General features: G+C 69.8%; 23 protein-coding genes and 1 pseudogene. 10 read left to right on the top strand and 14 right to left on the bottom strand.

The window, feature by feature from the left end; all coding sequences use genetic code 11:
- Positions 1-23: 23 nt before the first annotated feature.
- The 3 genes from AC0VY3_RS04885 to AC0VY3_RS04875 form a co-directional block, all read right to left on the bottom strand.
- The gene (locus AC0VY3_RS04885; protein WP_103510698.1) at positions 24-1,031 is read right to left on the bottom strand and encodes a DNA-3-methyladenine glycosylase family protein; all 1,008 of its coding nucleotides are present in this window, start codon (positions 1,029-1,031) and stop codon (positions 24-26) included.
- Between the two features lie 143 nt (positions 1,032-1,174).
- On the bottom strand, positions 1,175-2,266 hold the full coding sequence (gene manB / locus AC0VY3_RS04880; RefSeq protein ID WP_475549027.1) for a mannose-1-phosphate guanylyltransferase: 1,092 nt from the start codon (positions 2,264-2,266) through the stop codon (positions 1,175-1,177).
- A 79-nt stretch (positions 2,267-2,345) separates the two neighbouring features.
- The gene (locus AC0VY3_RS04875; protein WP_475549026.1) at positions 2,346-3,914 is read right to left on the bottom strand and encodes a peptidoglycan recognition protein family protein; all 1,569 of its coding nucleotides are present in this window, start codon (positions 3,912-3,914) and stop codon (positions 2,346-2,348) included.
- A 138-nt stretch (positions 3,915-4,052) separates the two neighbouring features.
- Between AC0VY3_RS04875 and AC0VY3_RS04870 the strand changes: the two genes are divergently transcribed.
- From AC0VY3_RS04870 to AC0VY3_RS04855, 4 genes are all read left to right on the top strand, one after another.
- The gene (locus AC0VY3_RS04870) at positions 4,053-4,805 is read left to right on the top strand and encodes a TIGR03089 family protein (RefSeq protein WP_475549025.1); all 753 of its coding nucleotides are present in this window, start codon (positions 4,053-4,055) and stop codon (positions 4,803-4,805) included.
- A gap of 177 nt (positions 4,806-4,982) precedes the next feature.
- On the top strand, positions 4,983-6,503 hold the full coding sequence (locus AC0VY3_RS04865) for an LCP family protein (protein ID WP_475549024.1): 1,521 nt from the start codon (positions 4,983-4,985) through the stop codon (positions 6,501-6,503).
- Between the two features lie 224 nt (positions 6,504-6,727).
- The gene (locus AC0VY3_RS04860; RefSeq protein WP_475549023.1) at positions 6,728-8,500 is read left to right on the top strand and encodes an LCP family protein; all 1,773 of its coding nucleotides are present in this window, start codon (positions 6,728-6,730) and stop codon (positions 8,498-8,500) included.
- Between the two features lie 37 nt (positions 8,501-8,537).
- Positions 8,538-10,259 carry an LCP family protein gene (locus AC0VY3_RS04855; protein WP_475549022.1) on the top strand — a complete coding sequence of 574 codons (1,722 nt, stop codon included), beginning with the start codon at positions 8,538-8,540 and terminating at the stop codon, positions 10,257-10,259.
- 70 nt (positions 10,260-10,329) lie between these two features.
- Here AC0VY3_RS04855 and AC0VY3_RS04850 read toward each other — a convergent pair whose 3' ends face one another.
- Positions 10,330-11,364: a glycosyltransferase family 2 protein gene (locus AC0VY3_RS04850; RefSeq protein WP_242742299.1), complete on the bottom strand. Its 1,035-nt coding sequence runs from the start codon at positions 11,362-11,364 to the stop codon at positions 10,330-10,332.
- 262 nt (positions 11,365-11,626) lie between these two features.
- Between AC0VY3_RS04850 and AC0VY3_RS04845 the strand changes: the two genes are divergently transcribed.
- Positions 11,627-13,135, top strand: coding sequence for an LCP family protein (locus tag AC0VY3_RS04845; protein ID WP_475549021.1), 1,509 nt, complete (start codon positions 11,627-11,629; stop codon positions 13,133-13,135).
- Positions 13,136-13,224: 89 nt separating this feature from the next.
- Here AC0VY3_RS04845 and AC0VY3_RS04840 read toward each other — a convergent pair whose 3' ends face one another.
- Complete coding sequence (locus AC0VY3_RS04840; RefSeq protein ID WP_030086035.1) at positions 13,225-13,794, bottom strand: acyl-CoA thioesterase; 570 nt, start codon at positions 13,792-13,794, stop codon at positions 13,225-13,227.
- Between the two features lie 117 nt (positions 13,795-13,911).
- Here AC0VY3_RS04840 and AC0VY3_RS04835 point away from each other — a divergent pair, with 117 nt between their 5' ends.
- The gene (locus AC0VY3_RS04835; protein WP_475549020.1) at positions 13,912-15,237 is read left to right on the top strand and encodes an LCP family protein; all 1,326 of its coding nucleotides are present in this window, start codon (positions 13,912-13,914) and stop codon (positions 15,235-15,237) included.
- Between the two features lie 153 nt (positions 15,238-15,390).
- Here the strand turns inward: AC0VY3_RS04835 and AC0VY3_RS04830 are convergent, their stop codons facing one another.
- Positions 15,391-15,597 (bottom strand): DUF397 domain-containing protein, encoded by a 207-nt coding sequence (locus AC0VY3_RS04830; RefSeq protein ID WP_181010974.1) that lies wholly within the window; start codon positions 15,595-15,597, stop codon positions 15,391-15,393.
- Positions 15,594-16,481 (bottom strand): helix-turn-helix domain-containing protein, encoded by an 888-nt coding sequence (locus tag AC0VY3_RS04825; protein WP_475549019.1) that lies wholly within the window; start codon positions 16,479-16,481, stop codon positions 15,594-15,596. The genes AC0VY3_RS04830 and AC0VY3_RS04825 overlap by 4 nt, the downstream gene beginning before the upstream one ends.
- A 382-nt stretch (positions 16,482-16,863) precedes the next feature.
- Between AC0VY3_RS04825 and AC0VY3_RS04820 the strand changes: the two genes are divergently transcribed.
- Together AC0VY3_RS04820 and AC0VY3_RS04815 are read left to right on the top strand one after the other, a co-directional pair.
- Entirely contained in the window at positions 16,864-17,883 is a 1,020-nt protein-coding gene (locus AC0VY3_RS04820; protein WP_475549018.1) for a hypothetical protein, read from the top strand.
- A gap of 61 nt (positions 17,884-17,944) precedes the next feature.
- Positions 17,945-18,043 (top strand): annotated as a pseudogene (locus AC0VY3_RS04815) (Uma2 family endonuclease); the annotation flags it as partial.
- Positions 18,044-18,095: 52 nt separating this feature from the next.
- Here the strand turns inward: AC0VY3_RS04815 and AC0VY3_RS04810 are convergent.
- The 5 genes from AC0VY3_RS04810 to AC0VY3_RS04790 all read right to left on the bottom strand — a co-directional run bounded on the left by AC0VY3_RS04810 (position 18,096) and on the right by AC0VY3_RS04790 (position 22,884).
- The gene (locus AC0VY3_RS04810) at positions 18,096-18,698 is read right to left on the bottom strand and encodes a hypothetical protein (protein ID WP_475549017.1); all 603 of its coding nucleotides are present in this window, start codon (positions 18,696-18,698) and stop codon (positions 18,096-18,098) included.
- A 7-nt stretch (positions 18,699-18,705) separates the two neighbouring features.
- Positions 18,706-20,952, bottom strand: coding sequence for a DUF6571 family protein (locus AC0VY3_RS04805; RefSeq protein WP_475549016.1), 2,247 nt, complete (start codon positions 20,950-20,952; stop codon positions 18,706-18,708).
- A 12-nt stretch (positions 20,953-20,964) separates the two neighbouring features.
- Positions 20,965-21,423, bottom strand: a complete 459-nt coding sequence (locus AC0VY3_RS04800; protein ID WP_475549015.1) for a hypothetical protein — start codon at positions 21,421-21,423, stop codon at positions 20,965-20,967.
- 103 nt (positions 21,424-21,526) lie between these two features.
- Positions 21,527-22,372 (bottom strand): class I SAM-dependent methyltransferase, encoded by an 846-nt coding sequence (locus AC0VY3_RS04795; RefSeq protein ID WP_475551640.1) that lies wholly within the window; start codon positions 22,370-22,372, stop codon positions 21,527-21,529.
- Positions 22,373-22,413: 41 nt separating this feature from the next.
- Positions 22,414-22,884: a hypothetical protein gene (locus AC0VY3_RS04790; RefSeq protein WP_103510713.1), complete on the bottom strand. Its 471-nt coding sequence runs from the start codon at positions 22,882-22,884 to the stop codon at positions 22,414-22,416.
- Between the two features lie 151 nt (positions 22,885-23,035).
- On the opposite strand from AC0VY3_RS04790, the gene AC0VY3_RS04785 reads away from it, so the two are divergent.
- On the top strand, positions 23,036-23,608 hold the full coding sequence (locus tag AC0VY3_RS04785; protein WP_103510714.1) for a dihydrofolate reductase family protein: 573 nt from the start codon (positions 23,036-23,038) through the stop codon (positions 23,606-23,608).
- Between the two features lie 13 nt (positions 23,609-23,621).
- Here AC0VY3_RS04785 and AC0VY3_RS04780 read toward each other — a convergent pair whose 3' ends face one another.
- Both AC0VY3_RS04780 and AC0VY3_RS04775 read right to left on the bottom strand, forming a co-directional pair.
- Positions 23,622-24,146 carry an AAA family ATPase gene (locus AC0VY3_RS04780; protein WP_103510715.1) on the bottom strand — a complete coding sequence of 175 codons (525 nt, stop codon included), beginning with the start codon at positions 24,144-24,146 and terminating at the stop codon, positions 23,622-23,624.
- A 79-nt stretch (positions 24,147-24,225) separates the two neighbouring features.
- The gene (locus AC0VY3_RS04775; RefSeq protein ID WP_103510716.1) at positions 24,226-25,383 is read right to left on the bottom strand and encodes an acyl-CoA dehydrogenase; all 1,158 of its coding nucleotides are present in this window, start codon (positions 25,381-25,383) and stop codon (positions 24,226-24,228) included.
- 207 nt (positions 25,384-25,590) lie between these two features.
- Here AC0VY3_RS04775 and AC0VY3_RS04770 point away from each other — a divergent pair, with 207 nt between their 5' ends.
- A complete protein-coding gene (locus AC0VY3_RS04770) occupies positions 25,591-26,934 on the top strand; it encodes a UDP-glucose dehydrogenase family protein (protein WP_103510717.1) in 1,344 nt (447 codons plus the stop codon).
- Positions 26,935-26,972: the final 38 nt, after the last annotated feature.

Below are 26,972 nucleotides of genomic sequence, written 5' to 3'. Positions count from 1 at the left end.
CGAAGGGGCCGAAAAGAGCAGGGCTACAGGCTTGCGATGTTGCCCGGGGTCATCCTTGGGGCTCTGCGCGGCGGGGTGTGGCCCGATAGCAGGATCAGGCGGGTTGCCCGGTGGCGTTGGCCCTTGTAGGGGGTCAGCAGGGTCAGCATCTCCTCGTCGTCCGCGGCGCGGTTGTCCGCCAGCGCGTGGCCCACGATGCCCGGGAGATGCAGGTCGCCCACCGTGACCGCGTCCGCCGCGCCGTTCGAGCGCTGGAGGGTCTCCGCCGAGGTCCAGGGGCCGATGCCGGGGATCAGCTGGAGGCGGGTCTGCGCCTCGGGCAGCGGCATCGTCGCAGCCTCCTCCAGGCGGCGGGCCACCCGTACCGCTCGCAGGATCGTCGACGAGCGCTTGGCGTCGACGTTCGCCTGGTGCCATTCCCACGACGGGATCATCGCCCAGCCGCGCGGGTCGGGCATGACGTGCAGGCCCAGGTCGGCCGTGGGGCCCGGGGCGGGGGTGCCGAAGCGGCGGACCAGGTGGCGCCAGGCGCGGTACGCCTCGTCCGTGGTGACCTTCTGCTCCAGGATCGACGGGATCAGCGATTCCATGACCAGGCCCGTACGCAGCAGGCGCAGGCCCGGGCGGCGGTGCCGGGTCACGGCCAGCAGGCGGTGCCGCGGGACGAACGCGTCCGGGTCGTCCTCCGCGCCCAGGAGCGCGGGCAGCCCGGCCAGCAGCCAGTCCGAGCCGGGGCCCCAGGCGGCCGCCGTGACCCGGTCGCCACGTGCCGCGATCCGGAGCGTGCCGGGGCCCTCGGGCGTGCGGGTGGCCCGCCAGAACGTGCCGTCCGCGGTCATCCGGAACGTGGGGTCGGCCGGGCCGCGGCGCAGCGGGCCGAGGACCAGACGGAGGTCCAGCGGGCCGGGCGGGGTCCACTCCCTGGTCAGCGGCGGTCCGTCCGGCGAGGGCGCGGCCGCCTTGCCCGACGGAGCGGCGGCCTGGTGGGGCAGCGCTGCTCGCGCGGTGCGGGGGGCGAATCGTCCTGCCACGGGGGCCTCGGGGTGTCTGGGTGACCGGAGTCTCTGGGGCCACTGGGTGTTCTGACGTGCTCGGTGTTTCTGGTGTTGATGGTGTGGCTGGGTGCCTGGTGTGGGACCTCTTGAGGGTACGACGGTAGGGGCGGGCCCCGCGGCTACTGGTCCGAGGAGAAGCGGACCGAGCCGTCCGGCAGGATCGCGTCGCACCAGATCCTTACCCCGTCGCGCAGTTCGTTGTCCGCGCCCACCTGCGCCCCGTCGCCGATCACCGCGCCCGCCAGCACCGTACGGTCGCCGATCCTGGCGCCCGCTCCGACCAGCGAGTCCGTGATGATCGCGCCCGCCTCGACGACCGCGCCGGCCAGGATCGTCGAGCCCTCTATTCTCGCGCCCGCGCCGATCACCGCGTCGGCGCCGACCACCGTACCGCCGGTGAGCTTGGCGTCCGGGGCCACGGACGCCGTCGGCAGGACCAGGCGGTCGCCGCAGCGGCCCGGGACCGCCGGGGACGGGGCGCGGCCGAGGACGAGGTCGGCGGAGCCGCGGACGAAGGCCCCCGGGGTGCCGAGGTCCAGCCAGTACGTGGAGTCGACCATGCCCTGGAGGTGGGCGCCGGAGGCGAGGAGCCCGGGGAAGGTCTCGCGTTCGACGGAGACCGGGCGGCCCGCCGGAATGGTGTCGATGACCGAGCGCCGGAAGATGTACGCCCCGGCGTTGATCTGGTCGGTGACGATCTCCTCCGGCGTCTGCGGCTTCTCCAGGAACGCCGTGACCCGGCCCGTCGCGTCGGTCGGTACGAGGCCGAAGGCGCGCGGGTCCTCGACCCGGGTCAGGTGGAGCGAGACATCCGCCCCTGAGTCGGTGTGCGAGGTGACCAGGGCCCGGATGTCGAGCCCGGTCAGGATGTCGCCGTTGAAGATCAGGACCGGCTCGTCCGGCCCCGAGACAAGCTTCGGCGCGACGTTGCGGATGGCTCCGCCGGTGCCGAGCGGTTCCTGCTCGGTGACGTACTCGATGTGCAGACCGAGCGAGGAACCGTCGCCGAAGTACGGTTCGAAGACCTCCGCCAGGTAGGACGTGGCGAGCACGATGTGCTCCACCCCGGCCGCCCTGGCCCGCGCCAGCTGGTGGGTGAGGAACGGGACCCCCGCCGCCGGGACCATCGGCTTCGGGGTGTGCACCGTGAGCGGGCGCAGCCGGGTGCCTTTGCCACCGACCAGGAGGATCGCTTCTTTTGCCTCTGTCACAGCACCGTCTCTGCTTCCTGCTGGGGCCTGGCCTGGATATGGCTGGCCAGTCTAAGCAGACCGGTCGGATATGCCCCGGTCAGCGGCCCTGCAGTTTGGCGGAGCTGGTCCGGGCCGTGCCGAGCTTCTTGTAGAGACGCGCTCCGGGACATTCGGTTGCGAAACCGTCCCGATGGCCCGAGATGACGTTCATCCTGACCTTCACGCCCGCCCTGTACTTGTTGCTGCCGCCGGAGGTGAGGGTCACTTTGCCCTTGGGGTTGGCGCCGAACAGGCCCAGCTTCCAGGCGGTGAGTCTGGAGACCGCGGTCACGGCGGCGGCGGGCGGGTTGGTGGAGGAGTAGGTGCCGAGCACCGCGATTCCCATGGTGTTGGTGTTGAAGCCCAGGGTGTGGGCCCCGAGAACCGCCTTCGCGACGCCTCCGGCCCGGCCCTCGTAGATGTTTCCGCACTTGTCGACGGCGAAGTTGTAGCCGAAGTCGCGCCAGCCGCTGCTCTTGACGTGGTAGCGGTAGATGGAGCGGAGCATCGAAGGGGCCTGCTTGCAGGTGTAGTTGTTGCCGGTCGCGCTGTGGTGCACGAAGGCCGCCTTGACGGACTTGGTGTACGCGAAGTTGCGCTCGCGGAGCCTCTCGTCGGCGCCCCAGCCCTTGCGGGTGATGATCTTCGGGCGCGGACCGATGTACGGCTTCGCCCCGGCGGCGACGATCGCCGCCTCCTCCTCCGTCTCCGCCTTGGTCAGCTCGGGGATGACGGAAGCGCCGAGCGGTGCGAGGTCCGCGTTGACGGCCGATGCGGCGGCGGATTCGGCGGTGAGCGCCTCCGGCACGGCCGTCGTCGTCGTGGGCGGGGCCGGGTTGACGGCGAACGTCGCCGGGGTGGCGGACCGGCCTACGGGGGCCGCGCGGGCGGGTTCCAGAGCCGGTTCCGGAGCTGTTCCGGGGGCTGTTTCGGTGGCCTCTTCCGCTGCGGGGTCCTCGCCGGGGTCGACGAGTTCGAGGCGCAGCCCCTCGGGCAGTGGTACGGCGGCGGCCCGGTGCTGCGGATCGGCCGCCTCCGGGCGTACGCGTACCTCCACGCCGTCCGAGTCGCCGACCCAGAGCGGGGCGGTCGCCCCGCGCACGGCGCCGGAGGCCCGCTCGGCGCTGCCGAGGTCGGCGGCATGCTCGGCGTTGTGGGTCTCCACGTCCTGCCAGTCCGACCAGCCCTCGCCGCCGGTCGCCCGGGTGCGGACCTGGACCGTGCCATGGAGCTCGGCATCGACGTCGTCCCAGACCACGCCCACCAGGGAGAACGGGCGGGCGTCACGCTGAGCCAGGCCCTGGCCGGCCGCCGCGCCCGCGACCCGGTCGGACGGGGCGGCGAGCGGCTCCAGGGGCAGGGACTGCGTCGAGCCCGCGAGCTCGGCCGCGCGGGTCTCGGTGGTGCGCGACGACGACAACAGCGGGGCGGTGTCGGCCGCTCGGGAGGATCCGGCTTCGGCCCGTACCGACGACGGCGGGCCGGAACCCGGCGATTCGGGGGACACGGAGGGCGGCCGGGCCGAGGCGGAGAGCGGGGCCGGGGCGGACAGGGCGGGGGCGGCGAGCGGCAGAGTGAGGGCCGCCGCGCAGGTGACGCCGACTGATGTGACCAATAGTGCACGCATACGCACGATCCTGGTCATACAGTCAGTACTCCGGCTACCCGGGCATCCGCGCAGCCTTGACGTACCGTCTGCCGAACCGGTGTACGTGACACCCGTTCAGCCCGCCCCTCGCAGTGCCCCCCGCGTACGCTTGCGCGGATGAGCTCCAGCGACCGCACCCCTGCCGACCTGCTGCGATCCGCCCTTGCCGCGGACCCGGCCCGCCCCCTGGTCACCTTCTACGACGACGCCACCGGAGAACGCGTCGAACTGTCGGTGGCCACCTTCGCCAATTGGGTGGCCAAGACCGCCAATCTGCTCCAGGGCGACCTCGCCGCTGAGCCCGGCGACCGGCTCGCCCTGCTGCTCCCCGCGCACTGGCAGTCCGCTGTCTGGCTGCTCGCCTGCTCCTCCGTCGGGGTCGTCGCCGATGTCCAGGGCGACCCGGCCGCCGCCGATCTCGTCGTGACCGGACCCGACACCCTGGAGCGGGCGCGGGCCTGCCGGGGTGAGCGGGTCGCGCTCGCCCTGCGTCCGCTGGGCGGCCGGTTCCCGCAGGCGCCGGAGGGGTTCTCGGACTACGCGGTGGAGGTGCCGGGCCAGGGCGACCGCTTCGCGCCCTTCGCCCCGGTGGACGCCGACGCTCCCGCGCTGGCCGTCGGCGGGGTGGAGCTGACGGGTGCGCAGCTCGTCGCCAAGGCCCGCGAGGACGCCGGCGCGCTCGGGCTCGTACCGGGATCCCGGCTGCTCACCGGGCGTACGTACGACACGTGGGACGGGCTGAGCGCCGGGCTCTTCGCGCCGCTGGCGGCCGGTGGGTCCGTGGTGCTGTGCCGCCATCTCGGACAGCTCGACGCGGACGGACTGGCCAAGCGGACCGAGAGCGAGCGGGTCACCGACACCGCGGTATGACAAGCGCTCCGAGGTCCACCCGTCCGGCCCACAGCGGGCCGAGTCCTCGGTGCGCGACGCCGGAGCGGGTAGATGATCGGGCGGTACAGACCACTCTCCTGGCCGTGCACAACCAAGCGCGAGTTTCAGCCGTCTACTCCTGCGACCGGCGGCTCCTCGCGCCGCCGAACGTGAAGGATGGACGCAGACGTGACCGACAGTGCTGGCCCGCCGTCCGACCCGGACCACCCGGCCGGGGACAAGCCGCAGGGCAGGTCGCAGGAACAGTCCGGTCCCGAGGGCCCCACCCCCGGGACCGGAGAAGCCGAAGCCGACGCCACAGAAGCCCCCGAAACCTCGGAGGCCCCCGAAGCCCCCGAAACCTCGGAGGCCTCCGCTCCGGAGAAGCCCGAGCAGGCCGAAAAGCCCGGGAAAGCCGAACAGGCCGAACAGGCCGAACAGGCCGAACAGGCCGAAAGCTCCGCCGACTCCGATAAGGACGAAGCAGGCAGCGACGGCGGCGACAGCGACAACGACGGCGTGCAGACCTGGGCCGATCAGCCCAAGGCCGGCATCGTCGCCGCGCGCAAGAGCCACTGGCTGCGCTGGACCGCCCTCGCCGCCTCGTTCCTCGTGCTGGTCGCCGCGGGGGCGGGCTGGTGGCTCTACAAGAAGCTCGACGGGAACATCACCACCGACACGAGCGCCGCCGCCGAGCTCAAGGCGTACGAGAAGGAACGGCCGACGCCGGTCGTCATGGACGCCCAGAACATCCTGCTCATCGGGTCGGACAGCCGGGCCGGGGACAACCGTGAGTACGGCCGGGACGACGGCGGCAGCCAGCGCTCCGACACCACGATCCTGCTGCACCTCGCGGCGGACCGGAAGAGCGCGACGGCCGTGTCCCTCCCCCGTGACCTGATGGCGGAGATCCCCAGCTGCCGCACCGCGGACGGCAAGGAGACGCGGGAGCAGTTCGCGCAGTTCAACTCGGCGTTCGAACTCGGCGGCACCGCCTGCACGATCCGCACCGTGGAGAAGATGACCGGCATCCGCATCGATCACCACATGGTCGTCGACTTCAACGGATTCAAGGACATGGTCGACGCCGTGGACGGGGTCGAGATCTGCCTCAAGCAGCCGATCAACGACAAGGACGCGCACCTGGAGCTTCCGGCCGGCCGGCAGACGCTGAACGGTGAGGAGGCGCTCGGCTACGTACGGGCGCGCAAGACCCTCGGCAACGGCAGCGACACCGAACGGATGGAGCGCCAGCAGCAGTTCCTGGGCGCGCTGGTGAACAAGATGCAGAGCAACGGAGTTCTGCTCAACCCGACCCGGCTCTACCCGGTGCTGGACGCGGCGACCAAGTCGCTGACCACCGACCCGGGGCTGGACTCGCTGCGCGACCTGTACGACCTGGTGCGCGGGATGCGCGACGTACCGACCGAGCAGGTGCAGTTCCTGACCGTGCCCCGGCAGCCGTACCGCAACAACATCAACCGGGACGAACTCGTCGAACCGGATGCGGGCGATCTGTTCAAGCAACTCCGCGAGGACCGGCCCGTCGCCGTGGTTCCGGCCGACGAACTGGAGGAAGCGCGGCAGGACCAGGAAAGGAAGCGGGACGGGAAGCCGGACGACGCCGGCTCGGAAAGTCCGACGCCGACACCCACCTATTCGGGTTCGAGTGCGGCGGACGACCTGTGCAAGCAGTAAAGCAATTGCCAAGACAGCGAACACAATCGACGTGTAATGGGAAGTATGCCCGGTTGTAAGGGGCGTGGAATGTGTCACGCACGTCGCTCGACGCGGATTCGGCCGGATAGTGTGACGCGATCCGGTGCTTCCGGCCGTCAGGTCGTGCACTGCTGGAGCGAAGGAACGAGCGCCCTACCGGGGGAGGGCGCCTCGCGTGGCACCGACGGAGGACGCAGGCAACCGTGGACGCGCACAGTCGTGGACGGGCGGACGATATCGACCCCGCCGACCAGTGGGTACTCAACCCGAACACCGGCAATTACGAACTGCGACTGGATCACTCCGCTGGGGAGTCGAGCAGCTCTTCGCGTACGGCCACGGCCGAGGGGACGGGCCGCCGCGGCAGCACCCGGACCGACGCGTCCCGTGAGGGTTCCGGTCGCCGGGGGGCGCGGGAGGTCGGTGCCGACGGGCCGCGCCGCGAGGTGCCGGGGCAGCGCAGCCGCCGCAGTTCCCAGGGCGGCGGGCGCGGCACGGAACCGCCCGCGTCCGGCCGCCGGAAGCGCAAGCCCAAGAAGTCGCGCAAGAAGAAGGCGCTGCTGTGGACGGGCGGCGTCACGGCGTTCGTCGTGGTGGGCGCCTCGCTGGGCGTGTACGTCCTGTACCAGAAGCTCAACGGCAACATCGACACCATCGACGTGGGCAACGCCGGCAGCAAGAACGTCCTCAGCGACGGCCCGATGAACATCCTGATCATCGGCACGGACAAACGCACGGGCAAGGGCAACGAGGGGTACGGCGACAAGGGCAGCGAAGGCCACGCCGACACCAACATCCTGTTCCACGTATCCGAGGACCGGACCAACGCGACGGCGATGAGCATCCCGCGCGACCTGGTGACCGATATCCCCGAGTGCGAGACGAAGCAGTCGGACGGCACCTCCACGACCATCCCCGGCACCCCGAACGAGCGCTTCAACACCAGCCTCGGCCAGAACGGCCGCAACCCCGGCTGCACCATGAAGACGGTCGAGAACATCACCGGCCTCAAGCCCGACCACTTCATGATGGTCGACTTCAACGCGGTCAAGGAGCTGACCACCGCGGTCGGCGGTGTCAAGGTCTGCATGGCGAAGCCGATCGACGACCCGAAGTCGCATCTGCAGCTGCCCCAGGGCGAGTCGACGGTGCAGGGCGAGAAGGCGCTGGCCCTGCTGCGCACCCGCGACAGCTTCGGCAACAGGAGCGACCTCGACCGGATCAAGGTGCAGCAGCAGTTCCTCGGCTCCATGATCCGCGAGATGAAGTCGAGCGACACCCTGACCAACCCGAAGAAGCTGTACAAGCTGGCCGACGCGGCCACCAACGCGCTGACCGTCGACACGGGCATCGGTGACGCGAAGAAGCTGATGACGCTGGCCCAGGAGATCGGCAAGGTCGACACGAAGAACATCAGCTTCCTCACGATGCCGGTCGTCGACAATCCGGCCGAGCCGAAGCCCGTCACCGTGGTCGTGGACCCGGTCAAGGGTGAGCAGCTGTTCGCGATGATGCGCTCCGACACCTCGCTGACCGAGGTGAAGCAGAAGGAGAAGGCCGCCAAGGGCAAGCAGGCGGCCCTGCTCAAGGGCCCGAAGGCCGATCCCGCCGACGTACGCGTGGACGTCCTCAACGGCGGTGAGATCGCCGGTGCGGCCGGCGCGACCGTCACCTGGCTCCAGAACGAGCAGGGGGTGCTGAAGTCCACGAACAAGGCGAACGCACCCGAGAAGATCAAGAAGACGACGCTGGAGTACGCGCCCAACCAGGCCGATCAGGCCCGGGCGCTCGCCGCGATGATGGGGCTGCCTGCCACGGCCATGAAGCAGGGCACCGCCGACGCCGAGGGGCTTGAGGCGATGGTGCTCACGCTGGGGGCGGACTTCAAGGGCGCGGGCCAGCTCATCACCGGGCCGGCGAAGGCTCCGGAAGGCGTCGAGCAGGCAAGCGCCGACAAGGCGGTATGCGCCAAGTGACACCGGGTCACCGCGCCGCAGCGGAAATCTGAACAGCATGGGGGGTCCGGTGGGACGGAGCAGCACGCCCGGGGAGAGGACGCGATCACGCGTCCGCCGCGCCGATCAACACGGCTGGGACGAGAGCCTGTACGAGGGCGACGGGCCGGGCGACGGCAGCGGTGACGGGCCGGACGGCGGCGGCAGGCCGGGGGGCGGCGGCCATCGGGCCACGAAGGGCCGGCGCGGCAACGGGGGCGGTGCCCAGGGGCGCAGCAGCCGCCGGGCGCCCAAGAGCGGCAAACGGCGCGTGCTCCGCTGGAGCGCTTCGGTCCTCGCCGTGCTCATACTCGCCACCGGCGGCGCCGGTTACGTCTACTACGAGTACCTCAACAGCAACATCAAGAAGGAGGATCTGACCCTCGGCGACAAACAGATGGCCGATCACAAGGCCAACGCCGCCGGCCAGACCCCGCTCAACATCCTGCTCATCGGCTCCGACGCCCGCGACTCCAAGGCCAACCAGAAACTGGGCGGCGCGAAGGAGACCTTCGGGGCCCCGCCGCTCGCCGACGTACAGATGCTGCTCCACCTCTCCGCGGACCGCAGCAATCTCTCCGTCATCAGCATGCCGCGCGACACCATGCTGAAGATGCCCAAGTGCACGGCCCCGGACGGCAAGGTCTTCCCGGCCAGCACCGGTGACGTACAGACCAACGCGAGCCTGGGGCGCGGTGGTCCGGGGTGCACGGTGGCCACCTGGTACGAGCTGACCGGCATCCGCATCGACCACTTCATGATGATCGACTTCGCCGGTGTGGTGTCCATGGCCGACGCGATCGGCGGCGTGCCCGTCTGTGTCGACGCCAACATCCACTCCCGCAGCCGGGACGGCAAGGGCTCCGGGCTGAAGCTGGAGAAGGGCACCACGTCCATCCAGGGCGAGCAGGCCCTCCAGTGGCTGCGCACCCGGTACGGCTTCGAGGACAACACCGACCTGGGGCGGGCCAAGGCCCAGCACCAGTACATGAACTCGATGGTGCGTCAGCTGCGCAAGGGCACCAAGCTCAGCGACCCGGCGAAGCTGATGAACCTCGCCGAGGCGGCCACGAAGGCGCTGACGGTCGACAAGGGCCTCGACACGGTCAAGAAGCTCTACGACCTGGCCGAGGAGTTCAAGAAGGTTCCGACGAAGCGCATCACGATGTCGACGATGCCGAACGTGTACGGCACCGGCGTCAACAACGGCCGGGTGTACCCGAAGGCGGGCGACGCCGAGCAGCTGTTCCGGATGGTCCGCGACGACGTCCCGCTGGACGGCAAGGCCTCCAAGCGGAAGAAGCCGGAGGAGCCCAAGGACCCGTCCGCGCCGGTCGGCGAGATCGCCGTCTCCGTACGGAACGGGACCGCCACCGACGCGCTCGGACCGGCCTCGGGGCGTGCCGGTGACGTGGCGGACCAGCTGAAGAACGCGGGCTTCGGCAGGACCACCGTCGACTCGGACAACGTCACGGGGGCCGCGCGGACCGGGATCCTGTATCCGAGCGCGGATCTGGAGGGCGACGCACAGGCGGTCGCCAAGGCGCTGGGCGTTCCGCTGTCGCAGGTGAAGAGGTCCACCGACGTCTCGGGGATCTCGCTCGCGGTGGGCGCGGACTGGCGTGAGGACGGGGCCTATCCGGTGTCCAAGGGCACGGAGAAGACCCCGGAGTCGGCGGGCGCGCTCAACGGCGAGGAGGAGGGGGCCTGCATGAAGGTCAACCCGAACTACACCTGGTGATGCCGTAGCGGCACGCACACGCGAGGAGGGCCCCGACGCCGAGCGTCGGGGCCCTTCGTGCGTCGTCGTCTCAGACGGTCTCGCTGCTGCTGCTGCCGGTCATCGCCGGGCGGCGGCTCGCGATGACCCGCTTGGCCAGGGACCGGGGGCTGGTGAGGAAGCCGAAGCCCCAGCACATGTGCATCGTCGCCAGGGCCACCGGGATCTGCGCACGGGCCTTCAGCGAGAGGCCCTTGCCCGCGGGCAGCGATCCGGCGACGATCGCGGCGACGTAGCCGCCCGGGACGACCAGCGCCCACGGGGTGACCGCCGCGCCCAGGACCAGGCCCGCCGCGATGGCGACGACGGCGGTCGGCGGGGCCAGATAGCGGAGGTTGATCGAGCCGGCGTGGTAGCGGGCGACGACGTGGCGCCAGCGGCCGTAGTCCTTGTACTGCTTGGCGAGCGCCTTCACCGTGGGGCGCGGGCGGTACTGCACCTTCAGCTCGGGCGAGAACCAGATCAGCCCGCCGGCCTCGCGGATGCGGAAGTTCAGCTCCCAGTCCTGGGCGCGGATGAACTCGACGTTGTAGCCCTCGGCCCGCTCCAGCGCCTCGCGGCGGAAGACGCCGAGGTAGACGGTCTCGGCCGGGCCCGCCTGACCGCCGGTGTGGAAGGCCGCGTTGCCGACGCCGATCTTCGAGGTCATCGCGGCGGCGACGGCCTCCTCCCAGGCGTTCTCGCCCTCGGCGTGCATGATGCCGCCGACGTTCTGCGCGCCGGTCTCCTCCAGGAGGCGGACGGCGGTCGCGATGTAGTTCGGCGAGAGCATGCCGTGGCCGTCGACCCGTACGACGACGGGGTGGCGGGAGGCCTTGATCGCCGCGTTGAGGGCGGCGGGGGTGCGGCCGGTGGGGTTGGGCACGGTGTGGACGCGGGGGTCCTCGGCGACCAGCTCGGCGGCGATCTCGTCCGTCCGGTCGGCGGAGGGGCCGAGCGCGATCACGACCTCCATCTCACCGGCGTACTCCTGCTCCAGGATGTGCCGGACCGAGTTCCTGAGATGGCGTTCCTCGTTGAGCACCGGCATGATCACGGAGACGGCGGGGTACTGCGCGGCAGACATGTGGTCCTCAGGGGGTCCTCGGGGGCGCCAGGGGTTCCGCGCCCAGGAGGCGGGCCCCCAGGAGGCGGCTCGGCTTTCGGCCGCCACGTTACCGCGAATGGGGGATACCGGTGCGCGCCGCCGGGTCGTGGGCCGGGGCGGAGATCGTATGGGCCTACCGTGCGATTGGTCCCTTGACCTGTCCCCGTAGCACCTGTCTCCTCGCACCTGTCCCCCGCGCACCGCAGAGGTGTCTCCCTTGCACCCCGGAGGTGTCTCCCCCGTGCCCACACCGCAACGACCGCAGCGCCCGCCCCGGCCCCGCCCCGCCACTCCCCCGCGACGCCGTGCGCCCCAGGGCACCCGGCCGGTCCGCAGGCGCAAGCAGGACGAGCGGCCGCGCTGGGGCATGCGGGTGGCCACCGGTCTGTCGGTGCTGGTGCTGGGCGCGGGTGGGATCGGTCATGCCGTGGTCAGCAGCCTGGAGGGCGGGATCGGGCGGGTCGATCCGTTCAAGGACATGAAGAACCGCCCGCAGGGGGGCCACGGCACGAATCTGCTGCTCGTGGGCACCGACGGGCGGGACACGATCACCAAGGCCGAGAAGAAGAAGTACAAGCTCGGCGGCGCGCCCTGCCACTGCACCGACACGATCATGCTGGTCCATCTGTCGGCCGACCGGCAGCGGGCGAGCGTGGTCAGCCTGCCCCGGGACAGTTACGCGGAGATGCCCGCCCACACCGACCGCACCACGGGCAAGCACCACGAGAGCCACCCGGTGAAGCTGAACGCCGCGTACGCGGAGGGCGGGCCCACGCTGACCGTGCGGACGGTCGAGAACATGACCGGGGTCAAGGTCGACCACTATCTGGAGGTCGACTTCACCAGCTTCATGAAGACGGTGGACGCGGTGGGCGGGGTGAAGATCTGCACGGCCCGGCCGATGAAGGACTCGTACACCGGCCTGGACCTGCCCGCGGGCACCCATGAGCTGGACGGCGGGCAGGCGCTGCAGTACGTGCGATCGCGCCATGTGGACGTGGCCGCCGACCTGGGCCGGATGGAGCGCCAGCAGAAGTTCATGGCGGCGCTGATCAAGCAGGCGACGAGCAGCGGGGTGCTGCTGAACCCGGTGAAGTTCCAGCAGGTCTCCGCCTCGGCGCTGGGCTCGGTCCGGGCCGACGAGGGCTTCGGTACGGAGCAGATGCTGGCGCTCGCCAAGGCGATGAAGGACTTCGGCCCGGCCTCGTCGGAGTTCGCCTCCGTGCCCATCGGCAACCCCAGCTTCCCGGTCAAGGGCATCGGCTCCACCGTGCAGTGGGACGCGAAGAAGTCGAAGAAGCTGTTCCAGGCGCTGCGCGAGGACAAGCCGCTGGCCCCGGCGAAGCCGAAGCCGGCGGCCGGCCCGAAGCAGCCTCCGGCCACGCTCGTGGACGTGGCGCCGAAGGACATCCGGGTGCAGGTCTACAACGGGACCCCGAAGGACGGCCTGGGCCGGACCGTGGACGAGGCGCTGCGGGCCACCGGGTTCACCACCGGCGAGGCGCCGCTCAACGGGGAGCTGCGGGATCTGAAGCGGACGCTCGTGGAGTACGACCCGCGCTGGGACCGCTCGGCGAAGTCCCTGGCCACCGCCCTGCCCGGGAGCGAGCTGAAGGCGGTGAAGGGCCAGGGACCGCTGATGAAGGTGACGGTGGGCGCGGACTTCACCAAGGTGCAGCGGGTGAAGGCGGAGACCCGGCAGACGGGCGAGTTCTCGACGGTGACGGGCGACGAGGTGGTGTGCCCGTAGGGCCGGTTGCCGGGCCCGTCATCTGAGCCCGGCAACCGGCCCTACGCGGTCTCAGTCGTCGATGCCGTCGTCTGAGCCAGGCCGCGGTCTCAGTCGTCGATGCCGTCGGCGGCGCGCTTCTCGCGCAGTTCCTTGATCGCGCGGCGGCGGGCGAGCCGGTGGGTACGCCGGATCTGCGCCTCCTGGTAACGCCGGTTGTCGCGCTCGGTCTCGGGGATCACCGGCGGTACGCGGCGCGGCTTGCCGTCCCCGTCGACGGCGGCGAAGACGAGATAGGCGCTGCCGACCTGCTGGGCGGGGGTCGACTCGTTCCAGCGTTCGGCCATCACCCGGACGCCGACCTCCATGGAGGAGCGGCCGGTCCAGTTGACCTGGGCCTTCACATGGACGAGGTCACCGACGCGGACCGGCTCCAGGAAGACCATCTCGTCCATCGAGGCGGTCACGGCGGGCCCGCCGGAGTGCCGGCCGGCCACCGCGCCCGCGGCGTCGTCGACCAGTTTCATGATCACGCCACCGTGGACCGTGCCGAGGAGGTTGGTGTCGCTGCCGGTCATGATGTGGCTGAGGGTGGTCCGGGACGCAGCGGTCGGCTTGCCCGGAATCTCACCCTCCGGGCGGTTGGCCTGATCTGTTACGCCAGTGGCCTGATCTGTCATACCGTCCACCTTATGCGGGGGTCGCGGTCCCGCAGAATGCATCAGGTTCGCAACAGCCCTGGTGCGATTTCCCTTACACCCTGTAATAGCCGTGGGCCGGGACGGCACACTGTTCGGATGAACGATTGGCCCGATCGACGGAGCGGCGACCGCAGCGAGCGCTACGGGCAGGGCAGTGCCAGCCCCCAGCCCGAGAGCGCGCGGGCGATGCCGCACATCCAGCGCCGCCCGGCCACGCCGCGAAGGCCGCAGACCCCGCCGCAGAGGCCGCAGGTGCCGCCGCAGAGCCAGGGGTACGACGACCGCTACCAGGACGGCGGCTACGGCAACAGCCCCGACCCGGGGTACGACAGCGGCTACAACACGGGCCAGGTCTACGGCTCGGGCAGCGGCGGCTCCGACGGCCGGGGCGGCGGTGGCCGTCGCGGCGGCGGTGACGGAGGTTACGTCCAGGGCCGCCCGGCACCGGACTGGCGCCGTCGGATCAAGCTCGGCGCGCTGACCCTGGTGGTCGTGGTGCTCGCGGTCTCGATCTCGACGTACTTCTGGGCCGACTCCAAGCTGAAGCGCGAGGTCGACCTCGCCAAGGTCATCGAGCGGCCGGAGTCCGGCGACGGCACGAACTACCTGATCGTCGGGTCCGACAGCCGCGAGGGCATGTCGGACGAGGAGAAGAAGCGGCTGCGCACCGGCTCCGCCGAGGGCAAGCGCACCGACTCGATGATGATCCTGCACGACGGCTCCAGCGGCCCGACGCTGATCTCGCTGCCGCGCGACTCCAACGTCGAGATCCCGACCTTCAAGGGCTCGGAGTCCGGGAAGACGTTCCAGGGCACCGGCCGGCAGGTGAAGCTGAACGCCGCCTACGCCGAGGACGGACCCGAACTCCTGGTCCGTACGGTCGAGTTCAACACCGGCCTGCGCATCGACCACTACGTCGAGATCGGCTTCGGCGGCTTCGCGAAGATCGTGGACGCGATCGGCGGGGTCGAGCTGGACATCCCGAAGGCGTTCAAGGACAAGAAGTCGGGTGCCGACTTCAAGGCGGGCAAGCAGACGCTGAACGGCGAGCAGTCCCTCGCCTTCGTCCGCACCCGCTACGCGTTCGCGGGCAGCGACCTGGACCGTACGAAGAACCAGCAGAAGTTCCTCGCGGCGCTGGCGAGCCAGACGGCGACCCCGTCCACGATCATCAACCCGTTCAAGCTGTACCCGACGATGGGCGCGGGCCTGGACACGCTGATCGTGGACAAGGACATGTCGCTCTGGTCGCTGGCCAACATGTTCTTCGCGATGAAGGGCGTCACGGGCGGCGACGGTACGTCGATGAACATGCCGATCTCGGGCAGCACCGGCTCCAACCTGGTCTGGGACAAGGCCAAGGTGAAGCAGCTGGTGGAGCAGCTCAACAACGACGAGAAGGTCACGGTCAAGGGCAACTGACGCCGAGGCGTGGCTGGTTGATGCGGTACGGGCCGAGGGCCCGCCGGGCGATGTCCGCCCGGCGGGCCCTCGTCGCTGTCAACCGTGAGTGGTGCTGTCGGCCGCAGGAACCATGGCCGTCGCAGGTGCCGCCGGGCGCCGGTCTCCGCCGTCTCAGCTGCCGGAGGCGTACGGAAGAAAGTCGGACCAGGCAGCGGGGGTGAAACCGAGCGGCGGTTGGGCGAGGTCCTTGGAGTCGCGGACGTGCACGCTGCCAGGGGCGGCAGCAACCTCGACGCAGGCGGGCCCGTCGTTGCTGCTGTAGCTGCTCTTGAACCACTCCAGAGCGGAGGTGTCACCGCTCGGGGTCATGCGCGTCATGTCTCTCCCAGCACTTTCTCGATGAAGGCCGTCGATTCCCGTGGGCTGAGACCCTGAGCCCGGACGAGACCGAGCCGTTGCTCCAGGATCCGGATCTCTTTGGGATCGGAGGTCAGGCGGCTGAACAATTGGCTCTCCCATTGTCCCACCGCAGTTCCGTCCTTGAACTTGAGGAGCTGAAGCTGACCGCCCATCCCGGCGTGGTCTTCCCGGTCGGTCGGCATCACCTGGATCTCGACGTTCCGTAACTGGCCGATCTCCAGCATGTGTTCGAGCTGACGCCGCAGGACGGCACGGCCACCGAGCGGCCGCCGGATCGTCACCTCCTCCTGGACGAAGGTGAGCATGGTCAACGGCTTCCGCAGGAAGATCTCCTGGCGTGCCATGCGTGCCGCAACGTACCGTTCGATCTCCTCGGGCCCGAAGGCCGGCCGCCGCATCTCGTAGAGCGTGCGGGCGTACTCGGCGGTCTGAAGCAGCCCGTTGATGTTGTGGTTGTCGTACGCGCCGAGCTCGACCGCTTCCCGCTCCAGCTTCGCGAGGTCCTTCACCTTCTTCGGGTACCGGGCCTCCGCCACGTCCTGCTTCATCGCGGAGATCTTGCCGCGCGCCCCCACGGCCACGTCCGTCGCGTCCAGGAACTCCGGCTTGGGGATGCGCCGTCCGCCCTCGACCTTGAAGACGAGGTTCTCGCTGTACCCGATCATCGCGCCCAGTTCGGCGGCGCGCAGACCGGCGGCCTCCCGCCAGAGTTTGATCTGCCGCCCCACGGTGGCGATCACCGCGCTGGAATCGTCAGCCGGATCGATGTCGAGATCGAGATCGGGCTCGGGCTCGGGCTCGGGCTCGGGTACGGGTACGGGTACGCCTTCGTCAGCAGCCATGGTGGGCAGCGTAGGGACAGCCGGAAGGGCCGAGAGCCGGATGCCTGAAAATCCACCCGAATTCGCTGCTCACACCGGGTCGTGGCGCCTCACGACCCGGTGGTGGCCCACCGGATCGTGGCCGACCGCGACGCGGTGAGGCACGACATCAACTACTTAAAGAACCAGGAGAAATAACCCAACCCCACCCCACCTGATCCCGGCGGTCAGCTGCGGGAAAGGCCGGTCACTCACACGGGTGAGATTCACGAACTGAGCTGGATTGTGGCCGGGTTGGCAGGCATATGCTCACGCTGACCCGACACCAAGACATGAGACGGCCCCCGCCGGGACGGCAATCCCGAGCGAGGACCTGACCACCAGGGAAGAGAACAGCTTCCCGATGGATACCCAGCACGATAACGCGCCGCCACATGCCCTGGCCGGAATTCCCGGGCCCGTCCCGCCTTCCGGCGTCATTCACGTCGTGATCCCGCACACGAGCCGGTTCACCGTCGTCGGCAACCACCTCGCCCAGCACGCCGAGTTGTCGCTCACCGCGATCGGGGTCGGCGTCCACATCCAGTCGCTGCCCGCCGGGTCGAAGGTCGGCATCAAGGCGCTCGCGGCCCGTTTCCCCGAGGGCGAGGTGAAGATCGCCTGCGCCCTGCGTGAGCTGGAGGCCCACGGCTACCTGCGCCGGACCCGCGTGAGGCTGGCGAAGGGCCGGGTGGCCACCCGCACGGTGTTCTGCAACCACCCGGGGGCGGTGGGGCGGGGCGGGGTGGGGCCCGTGGTGGGCCCTGCGGTGCGTAACACCGCGCCCGCGCCCGCTCTCGTACGGGAACACATCCGCGTACCGGAGCCGGAGCCCACGGCCGTACCGGAGCTCACCCCTGTACCGGAGCCCACCGCCGTACCGAAGGCCGTCCCCGTGCCGGAGCCCCGCCCCGTACCGGAAGCACCGCACGCCCCGGTCCGCTTACCGGCGCGAACCGCGCCCAAGCAGCCGCGTCGGCCGCTCCCCCACCCCCGGGCGCTCACCCCGGAGCTGCGGCAGGCCGCCTCCGCGCTCCTCGCCGATCTGCGGCGTCACACGGAGGAGCTGGTGCTCTCGGAGCAGGACGTCGAGGAGCTGGTGCCCGGGGTGGCCGCCTGGCTCGAACGGGCCGCGACCACCGACGCGATCCGGCGCGCCCTGACCGCCGATCTCCCGAAGCCGCTGAAGCACCCGGCGAGGCTTCTCAGGCACCGCCTGACAGCCCTCCTGCCGCCCCCGCTCCCCGGCACCCACGACCTGGCGCCACCGCGCCGTGCGCCGGTCACCCCGTTCCAGACCTGCGACGGCTGCGAACGGGCCTTCCGCTCCCACCACCCGGGCCACTGCCGCGACTGCCGGGCCCAGTACGGGGAGGCGGCCTAATATGAAGGGGACGACCCTGGCCCCCGGGCACCGACGACGAGGAGCGGGCACGATGGCCGGAGGGCCGCGCTACTCGACCCGTAAGGACTTCCAGTACGGCGAGGATGTCACGACCGCCGAATGGACGATCTCGACCGACGGTCTGCCGCGTACCGCCTGACGCCCGCCGCGCACAGGGCGGCGGGCGGCCCGGCCGGCCGGCCGGGCGACGGTCAATCCGCGCAGTCGTACCGCTTGGTGAGCCTGGTGGCCACTTCCCGCATCACGGTCACGTTGTTGCGCGTCGCGGTGTCCGCGTCGACAGGCCGCTTCCTTTCCAGCCTGGCCAAGCGCTCCTCATCCTGCGAGGGCACGTCGAGCGACACCTCGATGTACGGAGCGGTCGAGCCCATACGAGCGGCGCAGCCAGCGGGCAACGTGACCTCAGCTTCGTCGGGAAGCGCCCAGCCGGCGAAGCCGGGACCGAGAGAGACGGAGCCCTTCTTGTTGTACGGGCCGCTCTGCGTATCCGCGATGACCAGTTTGTAGACCCCGCGAGGGTTGTCGTTGTCGTCGTACGGGTTGGCGCGCAGCACTCGGCACCCTCTGAACACCGCGTAGTCGGTGGTGCTGCCCCTGCTCTCCCACTCGTCCGTGCTGACCTCGCCCCCCTGGCCGTCGTCGATCAGCTCCGCAGTCTCCCGGCTGAGCGCACCATGACACAGGCTCTGAGGCAGCGGCGGCTTCTCCACGTTGTCGGGCCAGACACTCGCCGTCACCACCGCCACCCCGGCAACGCCGAGCGTGATGGTCAACGGCAACCACTTCTTGTCCATCGCTTACCTACCTCGTCAACCTTTCGGCCTCGTCCAGGCCGCTCAGATACCACTCCTTGGCCCCAGCCTGAAGATGGTTCTCGAACTCGCCAGGGCTCGCGTCCAGCTCCGCTTTCGTCAGCCCGCGTTTCAGCGCCACCCCGCGCAACATGCCGTTCATCTGTTCCAGGCCGTCTTCGTAATGCTTAATCCTGTTCCTACGGGTCTCGGCGTCGACCTTGGCATTCTCATCGTTCAAGTTTTCACTCAAGCCCCAGTCCACCGAGCGCTGAATCGCGTCGCCGCCCATCGGGATGGGGGTCAGAAGCCCCCCGACGATGTGGTAATTGAGCATCTTCTTGTAGGCGTTGGCATCCTTCTCCGCCTGGCCCAGGTCGAAGATGACATCGTCGCGCACGCCATCGAGGTGACCGAGCACATTCGCGGACTCCTGAACCCAGGCACGCAATTTATGATCTTCCTTGCGGAAAGACTCCGCCGGGAAGCCTTCGAGCCTTTCACCGATGACCATGGTCTGCGAGGCATGAATAATCTTGTAGGCGTTGGGGTCTTCTACTGTGGCGCGGATGATCCGGGTGAGGTCGCCCCTGTCGATCTCCAGCTTGTTGAAGTCGGTGGCGTCGTCCATCTCCCTGCCGAGGATCTGGTGTACGTCGGAGCCGTAGTCGGCGATCATGTCGGCCATCGGCAGGCGCATGGTGACGGGGATGGCGCTCTGGTTGTGCTCGAGCGCCTTCGTGTACTCGCCCATCACCCGCTCGAAGATCGCGGTCTCGGCGGCATCGTGGTGCGCCGGTACCGGGTGCAGATCCGAACCCGGCGCGCGGCCGGTGGCGGCGGATTCGAGCGCGAGTCCGAGCTCGGCCCGGGCCGAGGTGTACTGCTTCTCTTCCGGCATCTTGCTCTCGACTTCGCCGCCGGGCCACTTCCGGTCTTCCAGGAAGTACTTGAGGTTGTCGGTGGTGTTCGGGTCGAAGTAGTGGGTTGAGGCGGACGGGTTGCGGCTCATGGCGTTCAGCAGGCCCTTCATCGGGTCCTCCTGCGTGCCCTGCCAGTTCTTCATGACGCCGTCGTAGGCGTCGTCGTTGTTCGTCTCCCACTCACGGATGGTGTCGCCGACCTCGGTCAGGAAGGCCTCGCTGTAGACCGGGTCTCCCTCGTCCTTCTTCCAGGGCGAGGACTTCTCCTTGGGGTCCTTGTTCGGGTCGTACACCGCGTCGTTGCCGGCGTCGGCGGCCATCAGGTCCGTGAGGTTCTTCAGGGTCGCGGCACCGCCCCCGATGGCCCCGGGGTGCTGACGGGGCAGGCCGTTGCCGTCGCGCGCCGTGGTGATGAGCTTGTCGGTCCAGGCCGAGGTGACACCACCCGGGGAACCGATCGAGGAGTCAGGTCCCGTGGCAGTGGCAAGGGAGCCGGACAGTGCCTTGTAGAGACGGGCGTCGGCGCTGGAGAGCTGGCCGTCACGTCCGCCTGACTCCAGACTGCTGGCCAGCAGCAGGACGGCTTCCTGCTGGTCGCGGCCCCGGTAGCTGAGGTTCGTCATCAGCTGCTCGGCGAAGGCCGGCGAGTTCTTGCCCTTCTCGGCATAGGCGAGGAGCCGCTCGCGCTCGTCGTCGTCGAGGTGTTCCCAGCGCGCGTAGAGCTTGGCAGCCTCGCGACCGTTCTCCGCCTGCTGCTTCTCCTCGGCGCGCATCTTCTTGGCTTCGGCGATGCCATTGAGGTCGGTGCTGCCGAAGTCGTTGGGGTGATTACGTATCAGCGCGCGCAGACCCCAGGCGCACAGCTCGTCGGCTTCATTGGCGCGCTTCAGAATGCCTTCGAGCTTTTCCCGCAGCGCCTCGAACTGGGCCTCGGTGGCGACGGGTTCGGTGCTGTCCTTGGAGCGGCGGTCGGGGTGCACCCGATGACTGAGAACGCCGTTGGAGTAGATAGTGATGCCCGGCGGGGGGTTCTCGTACGCATGCTTGAGGTCGTCCTGGGCCGATTTGAAGAGGCCGTGGGCGTCCTTGAGGAGATCACGTACGGACTCCGCTTCGGTGACGGCGTCACTGAACTCGTTGGCGGTCTTGGTGACGAACTCCTTGGTGACGGTGGCATTGTTCCCCGCCCAACTGGACTTGTCTGCCTTGGACTTCATTGCCTTGGCGTCGTCCTGGAGAGGGGATTTCAACTTGCCGATCATCTCGGACCACTGGGTCACCGCCGTGGCGAGCGGGGCGAGCCGGGCGGTGAGGAGCTGCTCAAAGGTGGGCACGGTGGCGACTCCTTACCGGAAGTACTTGCTGATCTGAGAGGCGGGAACGGCCCCGTCCGACCCTGGGACAGGGGGCCCGGTAATGCGTAGTTGCGCCTCGATCAACTCGTCGTCGGCCTTGCTCGACTTCTTCGTGTAATCAAGGTGATTGGAGATATGAGCGCATGCCTGCAGGAGGGTCTTCACCTGCTTCTCCCAGGTCCCGATCACTTCCGTGAACGCCGCGCCGGAGTCGAACCCGTCACCCTTGAGGCTCGTACCAGCGGTCTCGCTCGCCGCCTTCGCGTGCTTACCGGTCGGTTCGAAACCGTTGAACAGGTTGAATGCGGCGTGACCGATGTCCCCCAGCTGGTCGTCCGGGACCTCGTAGTCGGCCGCCCCCTTCGGCCCGGAGCCGCCGGTGCCGCCGACCTGATTCAGCCTCGTCGCAGCGGCGACCTTCAGCTCGCCCCACTCCTGTTCGAACGACATGATCCACACCCCGTGTACTGCCTAGAGAGTCGTCTCGCGCGCATTACCGTACCTGTACGATCAAACGATTCTCCACCAGTAGGTCTCCGGCTTTCCTCTTCACCTACGCTCTCCCGCGCGCCAGCAGCGCAACGTGCGGCAGCGCCAGAAGGCCGTCCGTCGTAAGGAATTCAACGCACAGCCCGTCGTACGCGCGCCGGGCCTCAGCCATCCCTTCCGCGCCCCGGCTGTTGAGAACCTGGCCGATCGCGCCGATCCCCCGCTCCGCCCCCGCCCACCAGATGTCCGTGTCGCAGCGGTGCGCCCAGGCCACCTCGTCGCACTCCGCCCCCAGGAGTCCGGCCGCGTCGAGCAGGGCCGCGAGCCCCTCCCGTGTACGGGGGAAGTCGTCCTCGGGAGCGAGCGCGGGGAGCCAGTCGGGGCGCGTGAGGCCGGCCGCCTGGGTCGCGCGGCCGATCAGGGTCTGGCCGGGAGCTCCGGGCGAACGCCAGATGGTGACCGCTACCCGGCCGCCGGGGCGGGTGACCCGGCGCAGTTCGGCCAGCGCTTCGCGGGGGCGGCCCACGTGGTTGAGGACGAAGTTGCCGACGACCGCGTCGAACGTATCCTCCTCGTACGGCAGTTCCGGGAGGTGCGCGACACGTACGTCGGCGGTCGGCGCGGCCCGGCGGGTCGCCTCCGCCATGCCGGGTTCGGCATCGGCAGCGTCCACGGACGCCCCGCGCGCGACTGCCTCGGCGCTGACGGTCCCGCTGCCGCAGCCCACATCGAGGACGCGGCTGCCGGGCCCGACCTCGGCGGCGTCGAGGAGGGCCGCCACCGGGTGGGCGCAGAGCCGGGCGTAGGTGCGGGCGTACGGCTCGGCCTTGCCGGACCAGATACGTCGCTCGGCGTGGTCGAAGGGGGTGGGCGCGGGGGCCATGTCGGTCACGTCCGTCGCGTCGGTCATGGCGGGTTCGTCCGTCGCGTCGATGACGTCCGTCGCGTCCGTCATGGCGCGATCCCCTTCGGTTCGAGTTCGGCGAAGTCCTCGTGGAGGGCGTCGAGATGGCGGCCGGTCGGTACGCCGGCCGTGTTCAGCTCCGCGAGCCGCCAGCCGGGCAACTGCTCCTCGACGTCGGCGGGGAGCGACCCGTCCGCCGGGTCCGCCAGGGCGTACAGCACCCCGAACGCGGTCTCCCTCGCGACCTCGCGGGCCAGCGCGCCGAGGTCCTCGGGGGTGAGCCCGGCCGTGAGGGCCCGGTCGACGGCGTCGGCCGCCGCCCCGTCCGTCCGGTAGGCGTCCACCCACTGCCGGGCGGCCGTGCCCCAGGCGTCGACGTCCTGCCAGACCGTCCGCAGGAGGCGGTAGCGGGCGAGCTGCGGCAGCCCCTCCTCCGCCTCCGACTCGGCCCAGTCCCGGGCGTCGGCATCCGCCCCCAGGGCGCTGAAGAGGGCGGTCAGCCTGTCGAGTTCGGTCATGGGGAGGGAGGCTACCGGCCGTGGTCCGGACGGATGGGCCCGGCTGGACCGATGAGTTTCGGTGGGGTGCGCGGTCAGTACATCCGTAAGAGTGGGTGCCCCACGGGCCGCCCGCCACGAGATGCCCGTACGAGATACTCGGGAGACCCTGATGCGCACCCTGATCAGCACCGCCTTCGTTTCGCTCGACGGAGTCATGGAGGCCCCGGGCGGCGAGCCCGGCTACCGGAACTCGGGGTGGACGTTCAAGGACATCGAGTTCCTGCCGGAGGCGTACGAGCTCAAGGGCCGGGAACAGGACGAGGCCGCGGCCCTGCTGCTGGGCCGGGCCAGCTACGAGGCGTTCAGCCCGGTGTGGCCTGGCATGGAGGAGTTCACCGGGTACAAGGCGATGCCGAAGTACGTCGTCTCCACCAAGCTGGCCGACGCCGACCTGGTGTCCGACTGGGGCGAGACCACGATCCTGCGGTCGCTCGACGAGGTCGCCGCCCTCAAGGAGACCGAGGGCGGCCCGATCATCGTCCACGGCAGCACCGAGCTGAACCGGAACCTCGCCGACGCCGACCTCATCGACCGGTACCACCTGCTGGTCTTCCCGGTCCTGCTCGGCGCGGGCAAGCGGCTGTTCAGCGCGACGGACAAGGACCAGCAGAAGCTGAAGCTGGTCGAGCACGAGGCGTACGCGAACGGCATCCAGAAGAACGTGTTCGACGTCGTCCGCTGACGCGTCGGGCCGGTCAGCCGGCGCGTACCCCTCGCAGGACGGTCTGCGCCACCTCGGCGGGCGGGACACCGGTGGTGTCGACCACCTGAGCCTCCCGGCGGAGCCAGGGAAGCGCCTGCTCGTAGTCGGTGAGGTGGTCCAGGCGCCACTGCTTGGCACCGGCGCTCTCGGGCTTGGTGTCCGACTCGATGCGTTCGACGAGGGTGTCCCGGCCGGTGTGGAGCAGGTAGTGGTGCACGGGGATGCCGGCCCGGGTCAGGCCGTCGTGGATCTCCCGCCAGTACGCCTCGACCAGCACGGTCTGCGTGACCACCAGCGTGCCGCCCACGTGGTCGAGCACCTGCCGCGCGGTCTCCACGACCAGGCCCCGCCAGGGCGGGAAGTCCTGGAAGTCCTTCTCCGGGACGCCGAGGACGTGCCGGAGCATCCAGCCGACCGTTTCGGTGTCGAAGAGCCGGGAGTCCGGCAGGAGCGAGGTCATCTCCTTCGCGGTGGTGGTCTTGCCCGCGCCGAAGGTTCCGTTCAGCCAGATGATCATCGGTCCACCCTAGGCGCATGCGAACGGCCCCCGGCAGTGTCACCGGGGGCCGTAGTAAGCAGCGTTGCGCGGAAGGCCGTTACGGCAGGTTGCGCGCCATCACGATGCGCTGGACCTGGTTGGTGCCCTCGTAGATCTGGGTGATCTTGGCGTCACGCATCATGCGCTCGACGGGGTAGTCCCGCGTGTAGCCGTAGCCGCCGAGCAGCTGGACGGCGTCCGTGGTGACCTCCATCGCGACGTCCGAGGCGAAGCACTTGGCGGCCGCACCCTGGAAGGTCAGGTCCGCATCACCGCGCTCCGACTTGGCGGCGGCCGCGTACGTGAGCTGGCGGGCGGCCTCGATCTTCATCGCCATGTCGGCGAGCATGAACTGGATGCCCTGGAAGTCCGCGATCGGCTTGCCGAACTGCTTGCGCTCCTGGACGTAGCCCTTGGCGTAGTCCAGTGCGCCCTGGGCGATGCCGAGGGCCTGGGCCGCGATGGTGATGCGGGTGTGGTCCAGGGTCTTCATCGCCGTGGCGAAGCCGGTGCCCTCCTCGCCGATCATGCGGTCGGCGGGGATCCGGACGTTGTCGAGGTAGACCTCGCGGGTCGGGGAGCCCTTGATGCCGAGCTTCTTCTCCGGAGCGCCGAAGGAGACGCCCTCGTCGGACTTCTCGACGACGAACGCGGAGATGCCCTTGGAGCGCTTGGTCGGGTCGGTGACCGCCATGACGGTGTAGTACTCGGAGACGCCCGCGTTGGTGATCCAGCGCTTCACGCCGTTGAGGACCCAGAAGTCGCCGTCGCGCACGGCCTTCGTCTTCATGCCCGCCGCGTCGGAGCCGGCGTCCGGCTCGGAGAGGGCGTACGAGAACATCGCGTCGCCCTTGGCGAGCGGGCCCAGGTACTTGGCCTTCAGCTCCTCGGAGCCGGAGAGGATCACCGGGAGCGAGCCGAGCTTGTTGACGGCCGGGATCAGGGAGGAGGAGGCGCAGACGCGGGCCACCTCCTCGATCACGATGACCGTGGCGAGCGCGTCGGCGCCGGCGCCGCCGTACTCCTCCGGGACGTGGACGGCCTGCAGGTCCGAGGCGACCAGGGCGTCCAGCGCCTCCTGCGGGAAGCGGCTCTCCTCGTCGACCGCGGCGGCGAAGGGGGCGATCTTCGACTCGGCGAGCGCGCGGATGGTCTCGCGGAGCATGTCGTGCTCCTCGGCCGGACGGTACAGGTCGAAATCGGTCGAACCCGCCAAGACGCTCACTCCCCAGATGCTAACTACCGTTAAGTAACTCAATTTTAGTGCGCCGACCGTCCGACGGCATACGTGCCGCGTACGTGAGCTTGCCGACAGGGGTGGGGCACGAGGGAGGTACCGGGCATATCGAGCGGTGAATTCCGGCCTCCGGGTCCCCGACTATGCTCGGTCCGCACGTCCGTCCGCATCTTCCAGGAGCACTCCATGGCCCTCAGGATCACTGTGATCGGCACCGGCTACCTCGGCGCCACCCATGCCGCGGCCATGGCCGAGCTGGGCTTCGAGGTCCTGGGGCTCGACATCGTGCCGGAGAAGGTCCAGCTGCTGTCCGGCGGGCGCGTGCCGATGTACGAGCCGGGGCTCGAAGAGATGCTCCAGCGGCATGTCGCGGGCATCGAGGGGTCCACCGGGCGGCTGCGCTTCACCACCTCCTGGGAGGAGGTCGGCGCGTTCGGCGATGTGCACTTCGTCTGTGTGAACACTCCGCAGAAGCACGGCGAGTACGCCTGTGACATGAGCTATGTGGACAGCGCCTTCGAGTCGCTGGCCCCGCATCTGACCCGGCCCGTCCTGGTCGTCGGCAAGTCGACCGTCCCGGTGGGCTCCGCCGCCCGGCTCGCGGACCGGCTCGCCGAGCTGGCTCCGGTGGGCGCCGGCGCCGAGCTGGCCTGGAACCCGGAGTTCCTCCGCGAGGGCTTCGCGGTGAAGGACACGTTGCACCCGGACCGGATCGTGGTCGGCGTGCGCAGCGAGACCGCCGAGAAGCTGCTGCGCGAGGTGTACGCCGGGCCGGTGGCCGAGGGCTCGCCGTTCGTGGTCACCGACTTCCCGACCGCCGAGCTGGTGAAGACCTCCGCCAACTCCTTCCTGGCCACCAAGATCTCCTTCATCAACGCGATGGCCGAGGTCTGCGAGGCCGCCGACGGGGACGTCGTGAAGCTCGCGGAGGCCATCGGGCACGACGAGCGCATCGGGAAGAAGTTCCTGCGGGCCGGGATCGGCTTCGGCGGCGGCTGCCTGCCCAAGGACATCCGCGCCTTCATGGCGCGCGCCGGAGAGCTGGGGGCTGACCAGGCGCTCACCTTCCTCCGCGAGGTCGACTCCATCAACATGCGCCGCCGCGGCCACATGGTGGAGCTGGCCCGGGAGGCGGTGGGCGGCGACGCGTTCCTCGGCAAGCGGGTGGCGGTGCTGGGCGCCGCGTTCAAGCCCGACTCCGACGACGTACGCGACTCCCCCGCGCTCAACGTCGCCGGGCAGATCCACCTCCAGGGCGGCCAGGTGACCGTGTTCGACCCGAAGGGGATGGACAACGCCCGGCGGCTGTTCCCGACCCTCGGTTACGCGGACTCCGCGCTGGAGGCCGTGCGCGGCGCGGATGTGGTGCTGCACCTGACGGAGTGGCGCGAGTTCCGCGAGCTGGACCCGGCCGAGCTGGGCGAGGTGGCCGCCCGCCGGATCATCCTGGACGGGCGCAACGCCCTGGACAGTGCCGTGTGGCGCGAGGCCGGGTGGACGTACCGGGCGATGGGCCGCCCGAAGGCCTAGACGGTCCCTGTGGCTTCGCCCCCGCCTCCGGCGGACAG

The sequence above is a fragment of the Streptomyces sp. iso_384 genome (genome assembly GCF_056172905.1).
This window is presented reverse-complemented; position numbering and strand designations above follow the sequence as displayed.